Source organism: Pseudomonas sp. FP215, assembly GCF_030687795.1.
In the GTDB taxonomy this organism is placed as follows: domain Bacteria; phylum Pseudomonadota; class Gammaproteobacteria; order Pseudomonadales; family Pseudomonadaceae; genus Aquipseudomonas; species Aquipseudomonas salmasensis.
This window is the reverse complement of sequence record NZ_CP117447.1, coordinates 5,724,076-5,739,320: the sequence shown is the minus strand read 5'-3', so window position 1 is coordinate 5,739,320 and position 15,245 is coordinate 5,724,076. Positions and strand designations below refer to the sequence as shown.

The window sequence follows — 15,245 nt, the reverse complement described above, 5'->3', positions numbered from 1 at the left end:
CGCGAAAAACCCACAGGCACCGCGTTCATCCAGGAAGCACGCGTTATCGTTGACGTTTTTCGCAAGCAAGCTCGCGCCTACCTTGCAGGTTTATCGGCGGGTCAGCAACACACCCGATTCCATATGGTGCGTCCACGGGAACTGGTCAAACATTGCACACTGGGTGATCCGGTGCGTGTCGTGCAGTTGCGCGATGTTCGCCGCCAGCGTCTCCGGGTTGCAGGAGATGTACAGGATATTGTCGAAGCGCCGGGTCAGCTCGCAGGTGTCCGGGTCCATGCCAGCGCGGGGCGGGTCGACGAAGACGCTACCGAACGCGTAGCTTTTCAGGTCGATGCCGTGCAGGCGGCGGAATGGGCGCACTTCATTCAGGGCTTGGGTGAGTTCTTCGGCGGAGAGGCGCACTAAGGTGACGTTATCCACGCCATTCTCATCCAGGTTGCTCAGGGCCGCATTCACCGAGGTCTTGCTGATCTCGGTGGCCAGCACCTTGCGCACGCGGGTCGCCAGCGGCAGGGTGAAGTTGCCGTTGCCGCAATACAGCTCCAGCAAATCGTCCGGGCGGTCGCCCAGGGCTTCATAGGCCCAGTTGAGCATCTTCTGGTTCACCGTGCCGTTGGGCTGGGTGAACGCGCCTTCGGGTTGGCGGTAGCTGAAGGTGCGGCCACCGACGTCAAGTTTCTCCACCACGTAGTCATGGCCGATCACATCGCGCTTGCCCTTGGAGCGACCGATGATGCTCACATTCAGCTCAGCGGCCAATTTGTTTGCGGCGCTGTGCCAATGCTCATCCAGCGGGCGGTGATAACACAGGGTGATCATCGCGTCGCCGGCCAGGGTGGTGAGGAACTCCACCTGGAACAGCTTGTGGCTCAGGGCAGCGCTGGCTTGCCAGGCGGCCTTGAGTTGCGGCATCAACTGGTTGATGCGCTGGCTGGCGATGGGGAATTCTTCGATGAGGATCGGCGTGCGCTTGTCCTCCTGGGAGAACATCGCGTAGTGGCGCTCGCCGCCTTCGCGCCACAGGCGGAACTCCGCACGCAGGCGAAAGTGCTGCAGCAGCGAGTCGAAGACCTGCGGCTCGGGCGCGTCGAACGGTGCCAGCAGGTCACGCAGGCGCGTGACCTTGTCTTGCAGTTGAGCGGTGTAGCTTGCGGCGTCAAAAGTCATGCGTTGAACCAGCCCAGCTTGATCACAAACAGGATCGACAGGATCACCAGTGCCGGGTTCAGCTCACGGTAGCGGCCCGAAAGCAGCTTGATGGCGGTCCAGGCGATGAAACCGAAGGCGATGCCGTTGGCAATGGAGTAAGTGAAGGGCATCGCCAGGGCGGTGATCACCACCGGCGCTGCCACTGTAATGTCGTCCCAGTCGATTTCGGCCAGGCCTTGGCTCATCAGCACCGCCACAAACAGCAAGGCTGGCGCGGTGGCGTAGGCCGGTACGCTGGCGGCCAGTGGCGAGAAGAACAGCGCCAGCAAAAACAGGATCGCGACCACGATGGCGGTCAAGCCGGTACGGCCACCGGCGCTCACGCCTGCGGCCGATTCGATGTAGCTGGTGGTGGTCGAGGTACCCAGCAGGGAACCGGCCATGGCGGCGGTACTGTCGGCAATCAGCGCACGGCCCATTTTTGGCATATGGCCGTCCTTGCCCATCAGGCCGGCGCGCTTGGCGACGCCGATGAGGGTGCCGGAGTTGTCGAACAGGTCAACGAACAGGAAGGCGAAGATCACGCTGACCAGGCCGATGTCCAGCGCGCCCTTGATATCCAGCTGCAGGAAGGTCGGGGCCAGAGACGGTGGTACCGAAGTCACGCCGATGAACGGCGTGAAGCCCAGGACGATGGAGGCGACGGTCACCGCCAGGATGCCGATCAGCACTGCGCCGCGTACGGCCAGGGCTTCCAGCGCGACGATCAGCACGAAACCCAGGGTGGCCAGGATCGGTGCCGGTTGTTTCAGGTCGCCCAGGCCCACCATGGTGGCTGGGTTGCTCACCACGATACCGGCGTTATGCAGGGCGATCAGCGCCAGGAACAGGCCGATGCCGGCGGCAATCGCCGAGCGCAGGGGCAGGGGGATGGCGTTGATGATCCACTCACGAATGCGGAAGATCGACAGCAGGAAGAACAGCACCGCCGAAATGAACACCGCGCCCAGCGCCACCTGCCAGGTGTGACCCATGTGCAGGACTACGGTATAGGTGAAGAAGGCGTTGAGGCCCATGCCCGGTGCCAGGGCAATCGGGTAGTTGGCGATCAGGCCCATCACGGTCGAACCAATGGCCGCCGCCAGGCAGGTGGCGACAAACACCGCGCCCTTGTCCATGCCGGTCTCGCCGAGGATGCTCGGGTTCACGAACAGGATGTAGGCCATGGCCAGGAAGGTGGTGATCCCCGCGAGAATCTCGGTGCGCACATTGGTATTGTGGGCTTTGAGTTGAAACAGCTTTTCCAGCATGCCGGCTCCCTGTGACGCTAGTGTGCGTCGTGATTTGTTGACCTCTAAGTCAAAGCACAAACTGCGCCAAGCGCTTGTGGATTCAGAGAGGATCGGAAAAAGCGGCGCATCATACCAGCAGCCGAGGCTGTGTGGCGCATGGGCTTGAGGCATACTGCGCCGACGTTCAACAGCCGGTCATCGACAGCATGAAAAAAGCCAACCCGTGGAGTCTAGCTCTGATCGCCAGTATCGGCCTGTGGCTGGGCGCGGCACCGGCGTGGGGCGCGACTGCACCGGCCTTGAGCGAGGTGCGGGTGTTCAAGGTGGAATCGGCCAACTGCAGCGAAGCGATCCCGGAGCGGGTCAACACCACCCAGATGTGCGAGCACCGCGGGCCCACCAAGGTCTCGGTGATGGAAGTCGGCCTGGGCAACAGCCCCATGGGCCGCTTCAACGGCGCCGAGTTGAATGGGCAACGCACAGCGGTGTGCCAGGTCGGCAACATCAGTGAGGCGTGCAACGGCGTGGGCACCTTGATGGGCTACATCTATGTGTTCGACCTGAACGTCCAGGCCCAGGGCTGGTTCGAATTCACCAATACCTCGATCAACCCACCGCAAAACACCCTGAAAGCCCAGCTCAATATCCGCTGATCAATCATCTTGAACGCTCAAAAAACCGGGAAGTCGTACCCCTAAGACGGCGATTTTCCTGAACGCCGCGGACGTACACCAACCCGTGAGGTGTTTATGAGCGCGACCCCCAATGGCGCGGCGGCCCAGCCGTTCGTCGCCCACCCGATACGCCTGACACTCAACGGCCAGGCTCGCCAACTGAACGTGTTGCCCTGGACCACCTTACTGGACTTGCTGCGCGAACAGTTGGACCTGGTAGGCAGCAAAAAAGGCTGCGACCACGGCCAGTGCGGCGCCTGCACCGTATTGCGTGACGGCAAACGCGTGAATGCCTGCCTGACCCTGGCCGTGATGTGCGACGGCGCCGAGTTGACCACCATCGAAGGCCTGGCCGACGGCGACCAGCTGCACCCCATGCAACAGGCCTTTATCCAGCACGACGCGTTCCAGTGCGGCTATTGCACCCCCGGCCAGATCTGCTCTGCCGTGGGCCTGGCCAATGAAGGCCGCGCCCACGACCGTGCGCAGATCCAGGAATTGATGAGCGGCAACCTGTGCCGCTGCGGCGCCTACAACAACATCCGCGATGCCATTGAAGACGCGCTGCCGGCCTGCCGTCGCCAGGGAGGTGAGTCATGAATCCCTTCCACTACAGCAGGCCGACCGATGTGCAGCAGGCCGTGCAGATGAGCAGCGCCGCCTCACGCTTTATCGCCGGTGGCACCAACCTGCTGGACCTGATGAAAGAAAACATCAGCCATCCCGAGCACCTGATCGACATCACCGGCTTGCCGCTGCATGACATTCAAGAGACCGCCGAGGGGGGCCTGCGTATCGGTGCGCTGGTGAGTAACGCCGACCTGGCCTGGCACCCGCTGATCGAGCAGCGTTACCCGTTGCTGTCCCAGGCCATCCTCGCCGGGGCGTCGCCGCAGTTGCGCAACATGGCCAGTACCGGCGGCAACCTGTTGCAGCGTACCCGTTGCTATTACTTCTACGACGCCGCGGTGCCGTGCAACAAGCGCCAGCCCGGCAGTGGCTGCCCGGCGCGCAACGGCTTGAACCGTATCCATGCGATCCTCGGCGCCAGTGAACAGTGCGTGGCCACCCATCCTTCGGACATGTGCGTGGCCCTGGCGGCGCTGGCGGCGCGGGTGCATGTAGAAGGACGCGGCGGCGCGCGGGTGATCGAGTTCGCCGACTTCCATCGCTTGCCAGGCGATGCGCCGCAACGTGACAACCAATTGGCCGACGATGAGCTGATCACCGCGATTGAACTGCCCGCCGATCATCTGGCCCGCCACAGCCACTACCTGAAAATCCGCGACCGTGCCTCCTATGCCTTCGCCCTGGTGTCGGTGGCCGCCGCCTTGGAGCTGGACGGTGATGAAATCATCGACGCGCGCCTGGCCTTGGGCGGTGTGGCCCATAAACCCTGGCGTGACCGCGCAGTGGAAGCCTTGCTGATCGGCCGCACGGTCAGCCGCGAAACCTTCAGCGCCGCCGCCGACGCCCTGCTGCAAGACGCCGAACCGTTGGAACACAACGGCTTCAAGGTCAAGCTGGCCCGGCGCGCAATCATTCGTGCCCTGAGCGACGCCGCCGTCGCAGGAGAACAGCCATGAGCGCCATCGGCAAACCCCTGGACCGCGTCGACGGTCTGCTCAAGGTCACCGGCCAAGCGCGTTACGCTGGTGAATTTCCCGAGGACGGCCTGCTGCATGGCAGCGTGGTGTCGAGTTCGATCGCCAAAGGCCGGGTGCTGCGCATCGATGCATCCAAGGCGTTGGCGCTGCCAGGTGTGGTGGACGTGATCCATCACCTCAATCGACCGAAAATCGCCAGCTATGACGAGGCGTTCGCCGATGCCGATGCGGCCGATGGCTCGCCTTTTCGCCCGCTGTATAACGACCGCGTGCTCTACAGCGGCCAGCCCCTGGCCCTGGTGATTGCCGATAACCTCGAACTGGCGCGGCACGCCGGCTCGCTGGTGCAGATCGACTACGCGCCTGAAGCCTTCGAAACCGACCTGCTCACCCAGCAAGCGGCGGCGCACCCGTCGCCCCAGACCCCACCCAAACCGCGAGGCAACTTCGACGCTGAGTGGGCCGGTGCCGCAATCAGTCTGGACTTGCACTACAGCACGCCCATCGAGCATCACAACCCGATGGAACCTCACGCCAGCACCGTGCTGTATCAGCCCGACGGCACCCTGCATATCCATGACAAGACCCAGGGCCCGCAGAACTGCCAGGCCTACGTGCAAAAAGTCTTCGGCCTGGACAAGCACCAGGTGCGCATCTTTGCTGCCTTTGTCGGGGGCGCCTTCGGTTCGGGCCTGCGCCCGCAATACCAATTGCCGCTCGCAGTGATGGCGGCCATGGCGCTCAAGCGCTCGGTGCGCGTTACCCTGACTCGTCAGCAGATGTTCACCTTCGGCTATCGCCCGCGCACCTTGCAGCGCTTGCAGATGGGCGCCGCCGCCAATGGGCGCTTGCTGGCACTGGGGCATACCGCGATTGGCCAGACGTCGCGCTTCGAGGATTTCAGCGAGCACGTGGTGGAGTGGAGCGGCATGCTCTATCACTGCGACAACGTGCAGCTGACCTACAAGCTGGCGCCGTTGGACGTGTTTACTCCGCTGGATATGCGCGCCCCCGGCGCCGCGCTAGGTGTGCTTGGCCTGGAGTGCGCCATGGACGAACTGGCCTGCGCCCTGGCCATCGACCCGGTGCAATTGCGCCTGATCAACTACGCCGAACGTAACCAGAACGAAGACAAACCCTGGTCGAGCAAGGCCCTGCGCGAGTGCTACAGCGAAGGCGCCGAACGCTTCGGCTGGAGCCAGCGCAACCCGGAACCGCGCAGCATGCGTGACGGCCGCCAATTGATCGGCTGGGGCATGGCCGGCGGGGTGTGGGAAGCCATGCAGATGAAGGCCAGTGCCAAGGCCCACATCGATAGCAACGGCAAACTCACCGTCAGCAGCGCCACCACCGACATCGGCACGGGCACCTACACGGTAATGACCCAGATTGCCTCCCAGGCCAGTGGCGTGGCCATGGCCGATATCAGCTTTGTGCTGGGCGATTCGTCATTGCCCACCGCGCCGTTGCAGGGCGGCTCGTTTACCGTCTCGTCCGTCGGCACAGCCGTGCAGCAAGCGTGCGAAGCGCTGAATGCCAGGTTACTGGAGATCGCCCGGCAGACGTACCCGGTATTCAAGGAGGCCGATTCGGTTCGGTTTGAAGACGGCCAGCTACACGGCGGTGACGTGAGCGTGTCGTTGGCGCAACTGGTCAAGGACAGCGGTGAAGAGGCCCTGGAGGTACAGGTCGACAGCCAGCCCGACAAGAAGCGCGAGGGTTATGCCAGCGCTACTCACTCGGCGGTGTTCGTCGAAGTGCGGGTGGATGAAGACCTGGGCACCATCAAGGTCAGCCGTGTGGTCAGCGCCATTGCCGCCGGGCGCGTGGTCAACCCCAAGATGGCCCGCAGCCAGATCCTCGGCGGCGTGGTGTGGGGCATTGGCATGGCGCTGCATGAAGAGACCCAGGTGGACCATGAACTGGGGCGTTACATGAACCACAGCCTGGCCGAGTACCACATCCCGGTGAACGCCGATATTGGCGAGATTGATGTGCTGTTTGTCGAAGAGCACGACGAGATCGTCAATGCACTCGGCTCCAAGGGCGTGGGGGAAATCGGCATTGTCGGGGTGGCGGCGGCGGTGGCGAATGCGGTTTACCACGCCACCGGCAAGCGGGTGCGGGCGTTTCCGATTACCTTGGATAAGGTCCTTTAAAATGTGGGAGCGGGCTTGCTCGCGAATGCGGTGGTTCAGTCAGTGATGTACTGAATGACACACTGCATTCGCGAGCAAGCCCGCTCCCACATTGACTGTATTCCAACATCAGGTATGGCGGTGACGCCTATGGCTTGGTTTCTTCCACCGGCACATGCATGCGATCCCGGTTAGCCAGGGTCGGGAACAGCTTGATCCACACCCCAGTCACCACCAGCGTACCAACCCCGCCCATCACCACCGCAGGCACGGTGCCAAACCAGTGGGCGGTTATCCCGGATTCGAACTCGCCCAATTGATTGGACGCACCGATAAACAGGCCATTGACCGCACTCACCCGCCCGCGCATTTCATCTGGCGTTTCCAACTGCACGAACGACGCACGGATCACCATGCTGATCATGTCCGCCGCGCCCAATACCACCAGCACCGCCAGGGAAAACCAGAATGAGGTCGACAGGCCAAAGGCAATGGTTGCCACCCCAAACACGCCGACGGCGGTGAACATTACGCGGCCCACCTGGCGGTCCACCGAAAAGCGCGCCAGCCATAACGACATCAGCAACGCGCCCACGGCCGGCGCCGACCGCAGCAGGCCCAGGCCCCAGGCGCCGGTCAGCAAGATGTCCTTGGCGAACACTGGCAACAGCGCGGTGGCGCCGCCCAGCAGCACGGCAAACAAGTCCAGGGAGATGGCACCGAGAATGTCCGGGCGGCTGCGGATAAAACGAATGCCGGCCAGCAGCGAGTCCAGGGTGGCCTTGGCTTTGTTCAGCGGGGTCTGGCGTGCGGGCAGGTTAAGGGTCAGCACGCAGGCGATCAGGTACAGCGCCACAGTGGGGCCGTACACCCACACGCTGCCAAAGGCGTAGAGCAACCCCCCAACGGCCGGTGCGACGATGGTCGCCAGTTGCTGGGCCGATTGCGAAGCCGCCACGGCGCGGGGGAACAGCGCGCTGGGCACGATGCTCGGCAACAGCGCCTGGGTGGTGGGCATTTCAAATGAACGGGCGGCGCCCAACAGGAAGGCGAGGATAAAGATCATCTCGCGGGTTACGTTGCCGGTCAGGCCACCGATGGCCAGGGACAAGGCAATCAGCGCCTGCAAGGTCTGGCAGATGGCTGCGACCCGGCGGCGTTCATAGCGATCCGCCACGTGCCCGGTGTGCAGCATGAACAGCACGCGCGGCACGAATTCCACCAGGCCGACCAGGCCCAGGTCCAGCACATTGCCGGTCAGTTGGTAGAGGTTCCAGCCGATCGCCACGGTGAGCATCTGGAAACCGCTGGCGGTAAAGATCCGCGCCAGCCAGAACGCGATGAAAGGGCGGTGGTGACGTAACAGCAACGCAGGTTCACTGGGCATCGGCAATCAGGTCGGCAACGGGAGAAGGGCGAGATTAGCATCAAGCTGTAACAAATAGTTGCAAGAACTGAGCTGAGGCAAGCTGTCACGCGGCAAAAGACCACACAGTCCTACAGCAAAAATGGGACTACTCTTTCAACGATGCTTGATCCAGATCAAAACCTGCCCCGGGATTGTTCTGGTGGTCGAAAGGCCAGATTCCCCACGCGATGGGTAATAAAAGAAACGAATTGAAATTCGCCACACTCCATATCCGTGGGGGCAGTGGGTGCAGGCTCCCAGCCAGCAGCCGGTATTACCTGACAGAGGAAGACTTATGTTCGGTTTGGAGGCGCTAGATCTCGCCCGAATTCAATTCGCGTTCACCATCTCATTCCACATCCTGTTCCCGGCGATCACCATCGGCCTGGCCAGTTACCTTGCGGTGCTGGAGGGCTTGTGGCTCAAGACCCACAACGACACCTACCGTGACCTCTACCATTTCTGGTCGAAGATCTTTGCCGTCAACTTCGGCATGGGCGTGGTATCGGGCCTGGTCATGGCCTACCAGTTCGGCACCAACTGGAGCCGCTTCTCGGACTTCGCCGGCGCCGTCACCGGGCCGTTGCTGACGTACGAAGTGCTCACGGCCTTCTTCCTCGAGGCCGGTTTCCTGGGTGTGATGTTGTTTGGCTGGAACAAGGTGGGGCGCAAGCTGCACTTCTTCGCCACGGTGATGGTCGCCGTGGGTACGCTGATCTCCACATTCTGGATTCTTGCCTCCAATAGCTGGATGCAGACGCCCCAGGGTTTTGAAATCATCGATGGCCGTGTGATCCCGACCGACTGGCTGGCAGTGATCTTCAACCCGTCGTTCCCCTACCGCCTGATGCACATGGCCACGGCTGCTTTTGTTGCCACCGCGTTCTTCGTTGGCTCCTCGGCGGCCTGGCATTTGCTGCGCGGCAAGGACAGCCCGGCGATCCGCAAAATGCTCTCGATGGCGATGTGGATGGCCCTGATCGTTGCGCCCATCCAGGCAGTGATCGGCGACTTCCATGGCCTTAATACCCTCAAACATCAGCCGGCCAAAATCGCGGCGATTGAAGGCCACTGGGAAAATATCGGCAACGAGCCCACGCCGCTGATCCTGTTCGGCTGGCCGGACATGAAAGCCGAGAAAACCAAATACGCGGTCGAGATTCCGTACCTGGGCAGCCTGATCCTGACTCACTCCCTGGACAAGCAGGTGCCGGCGCTCAAGGAGTTCCCGCCTGAAGACCGTCCCAACTCGACCATTGTGTTCTGGTCGTTCCGGGTCATGGTCGGCCTGGGGTTCCTGATGATCTTCACCGGTCTGTTCAGCCTGTGGCTGCGCCGGGGCGACAAGATGTACACGTCCAAACCGTTCCTGTACCTGGCGCTGTGGATGGGCCCGTCTGGCCTGATCGCGATTCTGGCCGGTTGGTTCACCACCGAAATCGGTCGCCAGCCCTGGGTTGTCTACGGCTTGATGCGCACGGCGGATGCCTCCTCCGGGCATAGCCTGACGCAGATGACCATTACCCTGGTGTTGTTCGTGGTGGTGTACTTCGCGCTGTTCGGCGCGGGCCTGGGCTACATGATGCGCCTGGTGCGCAAAGGCCCCGTGACCCACGACAGTACCGAGCCGGCCCATGGCGGCCCTGGCCAGAAACGCACCCCGGCACGTCCGTTGTCTGCTGCCGACGATGGCAGTGATAACGACCACGACCACATCCAGCACAAGGGGAATTGAGATGGGTATTGATCTTCCGCTGATCTGGGCCGTGATCATCATCTTCGGCATCATGATGTACGTGGTCATGGACGGCTTCGACCTGGGGATCGGCATTCTTTTCCCGTTTATCCCGGGCAAAGTCGACCGTGACGTGATGATGAACACCGTGGCGCCCGTATGGGACGGCAACGAAACCTGGCTGGTACTCGGCGGCGCGGCGTTGTTCGGCGCGTTCCCGCTGGCCTATTCGGTGGTGTTGTCGGCGCTCTACCTGCCGCTGATCCTGATGCTGATCGGGCTGATCTTTCGCGGCGTAGCCTTTGAGTTCCGCTTCAAGGCCAAGGACCACAAGCGTCACCTGTGGGACAAGGCGTTTATTGGCGGCTCGCTGGCGGCGACCTTCTTCCAGGGCGTGGCGCTGGGGGCCTTTATCGACGGCATCCCGGTGGTGGACCGCCAGTTCGCCGGCGGCTCACTGGACTGGCTCACGCCGTTCACGATGTTCTGCGGTGTGGCGCTGATCGTGGCGTATGCCTTGCTCGGCTGCACTTGGCTGATCATGAAGACCGAAGGCAAGTTGCAGGAGCAGATGCACAACCTGGCGCGGCCTTTGGCCTTCGTGGTGTTGGCGGTGATTGGTATCGTCAGCATCTGGACGCCGCTGACCCACCCGGAAATCGCTTCGCGCTGGTTTACCCTGCCGAACCTGTTCTGGTTCCTGCCGGTGCCGATCCTGGTGCTGGTCACCATGTACGGGTTGATCCGCGCCGTGGCACGTAACGCGCACTACACGCCGTTCCTGTTGACGCTGGTGCTGATTTTCCTCGGCTACAGCGGCCTGGGGATCAGCCTGTGGCCGAACATCATCCCGCCGTCCGTATCGATCTGGGATGCCGCCGCGCCGCCGCAAAGCCAGGGCTTCATGCTGGTGGGCACGCTGTTCATCATCCCGTTCATCCTGGGCTACACCTTCTGGAGCTACTACGTGTTCCGCGGCAAGGTCACCCACGAAGATGGCTATCACTAGGAGGGTTGAAACATGTCCAAACCTTCGTTGCACGAGATTGAACAGGCCGAGAAGCAGCCATTGTGGCGGCGCCTGGGGTGGCTGGCGATGATCTGGACCGGCAGCGTGCTGGCCCTGTTCGTGGTGGCCAGTCTGATGCGCATGTTCATGAATGCGGCAGGCCTGAGCACCCACTGACCCCAATACCAATAATGTAGGAGCGAGGGGGACGCCTAGTTCTTGCTCGCGAAAAACTCACAGACGCCGCGTTTATTCAGTAAGCACGCGTTATCGTTGGCGTTTTTCGCGAGCAAGCTCGCTCCTACAAGTAAGCAGGGGTTTTTATTTACGCGCTTTGAGGATGACGAACTTGGGCGTGGCCGCTACTTGCTCGACGCCACGGAACAGCCGCGCCAGCTTGCTGTGGTAGCCCAGGTGACGATTGCCGACGATGTACAAGGCTCCGCCGACCACCAGCGCTTCGCGTGCCTGCTGGAACATGCGCCAGGCCAGGAAGTCACCGACCACTTGTTGTTGGTGGAACGGTGGGTTGCACAGCACCACGTCCAGTGATTGCGCCTCCTGGCCGGCCAGGCCGTCGCCGGCCTGCACGGTGACGTCCCGTTCACCCAAGGCGGCTTGCCAGTTTTCGGCGGCCGATTGCACCGCCATGTACGACTCATCCACCAAGGTGTAATGCGCATCGGGGTTGTGCAGGGCGCTGGCAATCGCCAGTACGCCGTTGCCGCAGCCCAGGTCCGCCACGCGGGCGCTGCCCAGGTTTTTTGGCAGGTGCGGCAGGAAGGCGCGGGTGCCGATGTCCAGGCCTTCGCGGCAAAACACGTTGGCGTGGTTGCGCAACTCGATGACGGGCGCATCCAAGGTATAGCGGGTTGGGTAGGGCGAAACCGCAGCAGGGCGCTGCTCGACGCTGGCGATCAACAGCCGCGCTTTTTTGACCGCCAATGAGGCGTGCATGGGGCCGATGTAACGCTCCAGCAATTCGCCCGCAGCCCGGGGCAAATGCTTGACCATCGCACCTGCGATCACCTCGGCGCCGGGCGCCAGTTGCCCTTGCAGGCGGATCAGTTGTTCTTCCAGCAACGCCAGGGTTTTCGGCACGCGGATCAATACGCGATCGAATGGCCCGGTCGCAAGCTGGCTGGCCGGTATGAAGGGCACGGCATCAAAGGGTTTGCCGTTGCGCACCAGATTTTTTTCCAGGCCCTGGGCCGCGAGGAACGAGTCACCGCTGGAGGTCACCTGCACCTGGCCTTGAAGGCTGGCCGCCAGGGCGCCGAAGCTGTCATTGAGGACCAGCACGCGGGTGGCGGCAGTAGGCTGCTGCGCGGCGAGGTGGCTGAGCAGGTATTCGTCGGCGGCATCGAAGGCTTGCAGCGGATCATTGTGTTGCTCTGGCTGACGAATCAGGTCGAGCTGGGCGAAAGGGCTGTCAAGCAGGGGCATGGCGGGGCAAGGCTCTGGGTAATCGACGGACCGTCTGAGTGAACGGCGGGGCAACCATGGGAAGCGCACCCTCAACACTCAGAATTGGCCGTAAATGTTACGTTTTTTTCAACGCGATGACATGCGGTGTTTTGCGTAGGTTAAAACAGCCCGGCTTTAGCGGCACGCAGCACCGCCTGGATCTTGTTATGCACGCCCAGCTTCTTGAAGGTACTGCTGATATGAAAGCCCACGGTGCGTTCGGACAGGCAAAGAATCGCGGCAATCTCGGAGGCCGTCTTGCCCATCGCAGACCATTTGAGGATTTCCGTTTCCCGGGCGGTCAATTTGCTGGGCGCTTTGATGTCGGGCGCGTCGGCGTACTTCTGCGCGACGACCGCATGCATCGCGTGGCAAAGCCACAACACCTGGCCGGCTTTTTCGTAAAGCTCTTCAGGGCTGACTTCGCCCTTGCTGCGAACCAGGGTCAGCATGCTGAATACACCCTGGAAATCATGCACGGCTTGGGTCCAGCCTAAATGCACCCCGCAGGACTGAGCCAACTCCCACAACTGGGGGGTGTTGGCAAAGGTTTTTTGCTCCCAGAGAATGGGCAGTACCGAATTTTTGCAGTGGGTTACAACGGGGTCTACATCGAAGTAGTGTGCTTGTTTATAAATGTGACTCCATTCGTTTGGATAGTTATTAAATAGAATGGGTTTTGTTTGAGTGTCTTGTGACTGGGAGCTCATCGTAAAAGAGCAATATTCGAAACCCAGCTCATAGGTGTGGTTAATCACCATCTCAAACACACTGGTGATTTCACTCTCGCCTTCCAGCTTGGGCAGCCGGGTGTTATGCCAATTGACCATCGGTGACTCTCCATAGGTTTCTGTGTGACTTGGGTACGTCCTGATCTCCCAATGCAACTCGAAAACAAGTGTAGGGGAAGTCCTACAACTGAGTCTGAAAAATATTTTACTTACAGGGTTTGTTTCGCACGCCGGTTTTGTACAAGGCTTGGAGTTTTGTATAAGGGCACTTGGCAGCGAAAGTTTTTTCAACGTTTTTAATGTCTAAAAAACAGTATCAAAATGATGTCGTTGTAAGTGCCGTTTCATCTAGTGAGGTGTTCGGGGGGCATTAATAGCCAAATAATTAGTTCCAGTGAGGCGCCCGTGGCTTGGCCCCTGGCTAGCTCAAAAACGCGCTGGCCAGCTGCGCGGGACTTCAGCGATTGCAAAGCCAGTACCAATCATCGGTGTTTGCGCGGTCTGTTTTGAGGGACACTAACGGCCTGTGCAAAACGGAGCCCCCCATGACGGCCAGTGCTGAGAAATTTACCCGCCAGACCCTGCTCGATGTGCAATCGCTGACCCCCAGCCTGTTCACCCTGCGCACCACCCGCGATGCCGGTTTTCGTTTTACCGCCGGCCAGTTTGTGCGCCTGGGCGTCACCAAGGCGGATGGCAGCACCGTGTGGCGTGCCTATTCCATCGTGTCTTCGCCGTTTGACGAGCATCTGGATTTCTTTTCCATCGTGGTCCCCGGTGGTGAGTTCACCAGTGAACTGAGCCGCCTGAAGGTGGGCGATACCTTGCTGGTAGAGCGCCAGGCCACGGGTTTTCTGACCCTCAACCGCTTTGTCGACGGGCGCGACCTGTGGTTGCTGGGAACCGGTACGGGCATTGCGCCGTTCCTGTCGATCCTGCAGGACTTCGAAGCCTGGGAAAAATTCGAGCGCATCATCCTGGTGTACAGTGCCCGGGAAGCCAAGGAACTGGCCTACCAGTCGCTGATCAACACACTGGGTGAGCGCGAATACCTGGCCGACTACGCCCACAAGCTCACCTACATTCCCATCGTTACCCGCGAGCTGCATCCGGGCGCGTTGAACGGGCGTATTACGGCCTTGATCGAAAATGGCGAATTGGAGCGGGCCGCCGGCGTGGAGCTGACGGCGCAGGATTCGCGCGTACTGATTTGCGGCAACCCGCAGATGGTCGATGACACGCGCCAGTTGCTCAAGCAGCGGGACATGCAACTGAGCCTGAGCCGACGGCCTGGCCAGGTGGCGGTAGAAAACTACTGGTAGAAAAAAGGCGCCTTACGAGGCGCCTTTTTTGCATCCGCAGGTTAAAACGGCTTGTTGTTCTGTGCCTTGAGCAGATCGCGGATCTCGCCCAGCAGCACTTCTTCCTTGCTCGGCGTCGGCGGCAGGCTTGGGGCCACGGCCTCTTCGCGCTTCAGGCGGTTGATCGCCTTCACGCCCATGAAGATTGCAAACGCGACGATCACAAAGTCGATGATGCTCTGGATGAACTTGCCGTAGGCCAGCACAACCGCGGGTACATCACCCTGTGCGGCCTTGAGCGTGACGGCCAGATCGGCAAAGTCCACGCCACCGATCAGCAGGCCGATGGGAGGCATTATCACGTCGCCTACAAATGAGGAAACAATCTTGCCGAAGGCAGCACCGATGATGATACCGACGGCCATGTCGACCACATTACCTTTGACCGCGAAGGCCTTGAACTCACTGATCACGCCCATAGGTTATTCCTTGTTACAGTTGAGGAGGGTGGAGGTCAGTGTAATTCAGTCGAACAGCGCTTGCTCGACACAACTGTTAACACTGTCGATTTTTATCGACACATTAAATCGCAAATAGTTTGCAAAGTGCCACCAGTCGCGCGCGAATTACCGGCTATTTCAGCGAGTTACCAGATTATTTTCTTAATCGGACCTGTGGTGTTTTTCTATTTATCTTCTGACTCGCAGGTCACTAGCCTCTGGCAAGCACAA

General features: G+C 60.9%; 14 protein-coding genes. 8 read left to right on the top strand and 6 right to left on the bottom strand.

Features of this window, described 5'->3' with window-relative positions:
• Positions 1-90: 90 nt before the first annotated feature.
• Together trmA and PSH76_RS25980 are read right to left on the bottom strand one after the other, a co-directional pair.
• Positions 91-1,170 (bottom strand): tRNA (uridine(54)-C5)-methyltransferase TrmA, encoded by a 1,080-nt coding sequence (gene trmA, locus PSH76_RS25985; protein WP_305493126.1) that lies wholly within the window; start codon positions 1,168-1,170, stop codon positions 91-93.
• Positions 1,167-2,462: an NCS2 family permease gene (locus PSH76_RS25980; RefSeq protein WP_003194342.1), complete on the bottom strand. Its 1,296-nt coding sequence runs from the start codon at positions 2,460-2,462 to the stop codon at positions 1,167-1,169. The genes trmA and PSH76_RS25980 overlap by 4 nt, the downstream gene beginning before the upstream one ends.
• A 188-nt stretch (positions 2,463-2,650) precedes the next feature.
• Here PSH76_RS25980 and PSH76_RS25975 point away from each other — a divergent pair, with 188 nt between their 5' ends.
• From PSH76_RS25975 to PSH76_RS25960, 4 genes are all read left to right on the top strand, one after another.
• Positions 2,651-3,097 (top strand): DUF4879 domain-containing protein, encoded by a 447-nt coding sequence (locus PSH76_RS25975; RefSeq protein WP_032897761.1) that lies wholly within the window; start codon positions 2,651-2,653, stop codon positions 3,095-3,097.
• Positions 3,098-3,193: 96 nt separating this feature from the next.
• Positions 3,194-3,718 (top strand): (2Fe-2S)-binding protein, encoded by a 525-nt coding sequence (locus tag PSH76_RS25970; RefSeq protein ID WP_032895224.1) that lies wholly within the window; start codon positions 3,194-3,196, stop codon positions 3,716-3,718.
• Positions 3,715-4,704 (top strand): xanthine dehydrogenase family protein subunit M, encoded by a 990-nt coding sequence (locus tag PSH76_RS25965; protein WP_020301733.1) that lies wholly within the window; start codon positions 3,715-3,717, stop codon positions 4,702-4,704. Before PSH76_RS25970 ends, PSH76_RS25965 begins: the two co-directional genes overlap by 4 nt.
• Positions 4,701-6,884: a xanthine dehydrogenase family protein molybdopterin-binding subunit gene (locus PSH76_RS25960; RefSeq protein ID WP_305493125.1), complete on the top strand. Its 2,184-nt coding sequence runs from the start codon at positions 4,701-4,703 to the stop codon at positions 6,882-6,884. The genes PSH76_RS25965 and PSH76_RS25960 overlap by 4 nt, the downstream gene beginning before the upstream one ends.
• A 127-nt stretch (positions 6,885-7,011) precedes the next feature.
• Here the strand turns inward: PSH76_RS25960 and PSH76_RS25955 are convergent, their stop codons facing one another.
• Positions 7,012-8,250: an MFS transporter gene (locus PSH76_RS25955; RefSeq protein ID WP_032895226.1), complete on the bottom strand. Its 1,239-nt coding sequence runs from the start codon at positions 8,248-8,250 to the stop codon at positions 7,012-7,014.
• A gap of 316 nt (positions 8,251-8,566) precedes the next feature.
• Here PSH76_RS25955 and PSH76_RS25950 point away from each other — a divergent pair, with 316 nt between their 5' ends.
• The 3 genes from PSH76_RS25950 to PSH76_RS25940 are packed head-to-tail and all read left to right on the top strand — an operon-like array spanning position 8,567 to position 11,192.
• Positions 8,567-10,006 (top strand): cytochrome ubiquinol oxidase subunit I, encoded by a 1,440-nt coding sequence (locus PSH76_RS25950; protein ID WP_032895227.1) that lies wholly within the window; start codon positions 8,567-8,569, stop codon positions 10,004-10,006.
• Between the two features lies 1 nt (position 10,007).
• The gene (cydB, locus tag PSH76_RS25945) at positions 10,008-11,015 is read left to right on the top strand and encodes a cytochrome d ubiquinol oxidase subunit II (protein WP_014720024.1); all 1,008 of its coding nucleotides are present in this window, start codon (positions 10,008-10,010) and stop codon (positions 11,013-11,015) included.
• A gap of 12 nt (positions 11,016-11,027) precedes the next feature.
• On the top strand, positions 11,028-11,192 hold the full coding sequence (locus tag PSH76_RS25940) for a DUF2474 domain-containing protein (RefSeq protein ID WP_003194328.1): 165 nt from the start codon (positions 11,028-11,030) through the stop codon (positions 11,190-11,192).
• 144 nt (positions 11,193-11,336) lie between these two features.
• Here PSH76_RS25940 and PSH76_RS25935 read toward each other — a convergent pair whose 3' ends face one another.
• On the bottom strand, positions 11,337-12,461 hold the full coding sequence (locus PSH76_RS25935) for a class I SAM-dependent methyltransferase (RefSeq protein WP_032895229.1): 1,125 nt from the start codon (positions 12,459-12,461) through the stop codon (positions 11,337-11,339).
• Between the two features lie 140 nt (positions 12,462-12,601).
• Positions 12,602-13,312 (bottom strand): LuxR family transcriptional regulator, encoded by a 711-nt coding sequence (locus tag PSH76_RS25930; RefSeq protein ID WP_032895231.1) that lies wholly within the window; start codon positions 13,310-13,312, stop codon positions 12,602-12,604.
• A gap of 446 nt (positions 13,313-13,758) precedes the next feature.
• Here PSH76_RS25930 and PSH76_RS25925 point away from each other — a divergent pair, with 446 nt between their 5' ends.
• On the top strand, positions 13,759-14,535 hold the full coding sequence (locus tag PSH76_RS25925; RefSeq protein ID WP_056792028.1) for a ferredoxin--NADP reductase: 777 nt from the start codon (positions 13,759-13,761) through the stop codon (positions 14,533-14,535).
• A gap of 41 nt (positions 14,536-14,576) precedes the next feature.
• Here the strand turns inward: PSH76_RS25925 and mscL are convergent, their stop codons facing one another.
• Positions 14,577-14,993, bottom strand: a complete 417-nt coding sequence (mscL, locus tag PSH76_RS25920; RefSeq protein ID WP_305493124.1) for a large-conductance mechanosensitive channel protein MscL — start codon at positions 14,991-14,993, stop codon at positions 14,577-14,579.
• Between the last annotated feature and the right edge of the window lie 252 nt (positions 14,994-15,245).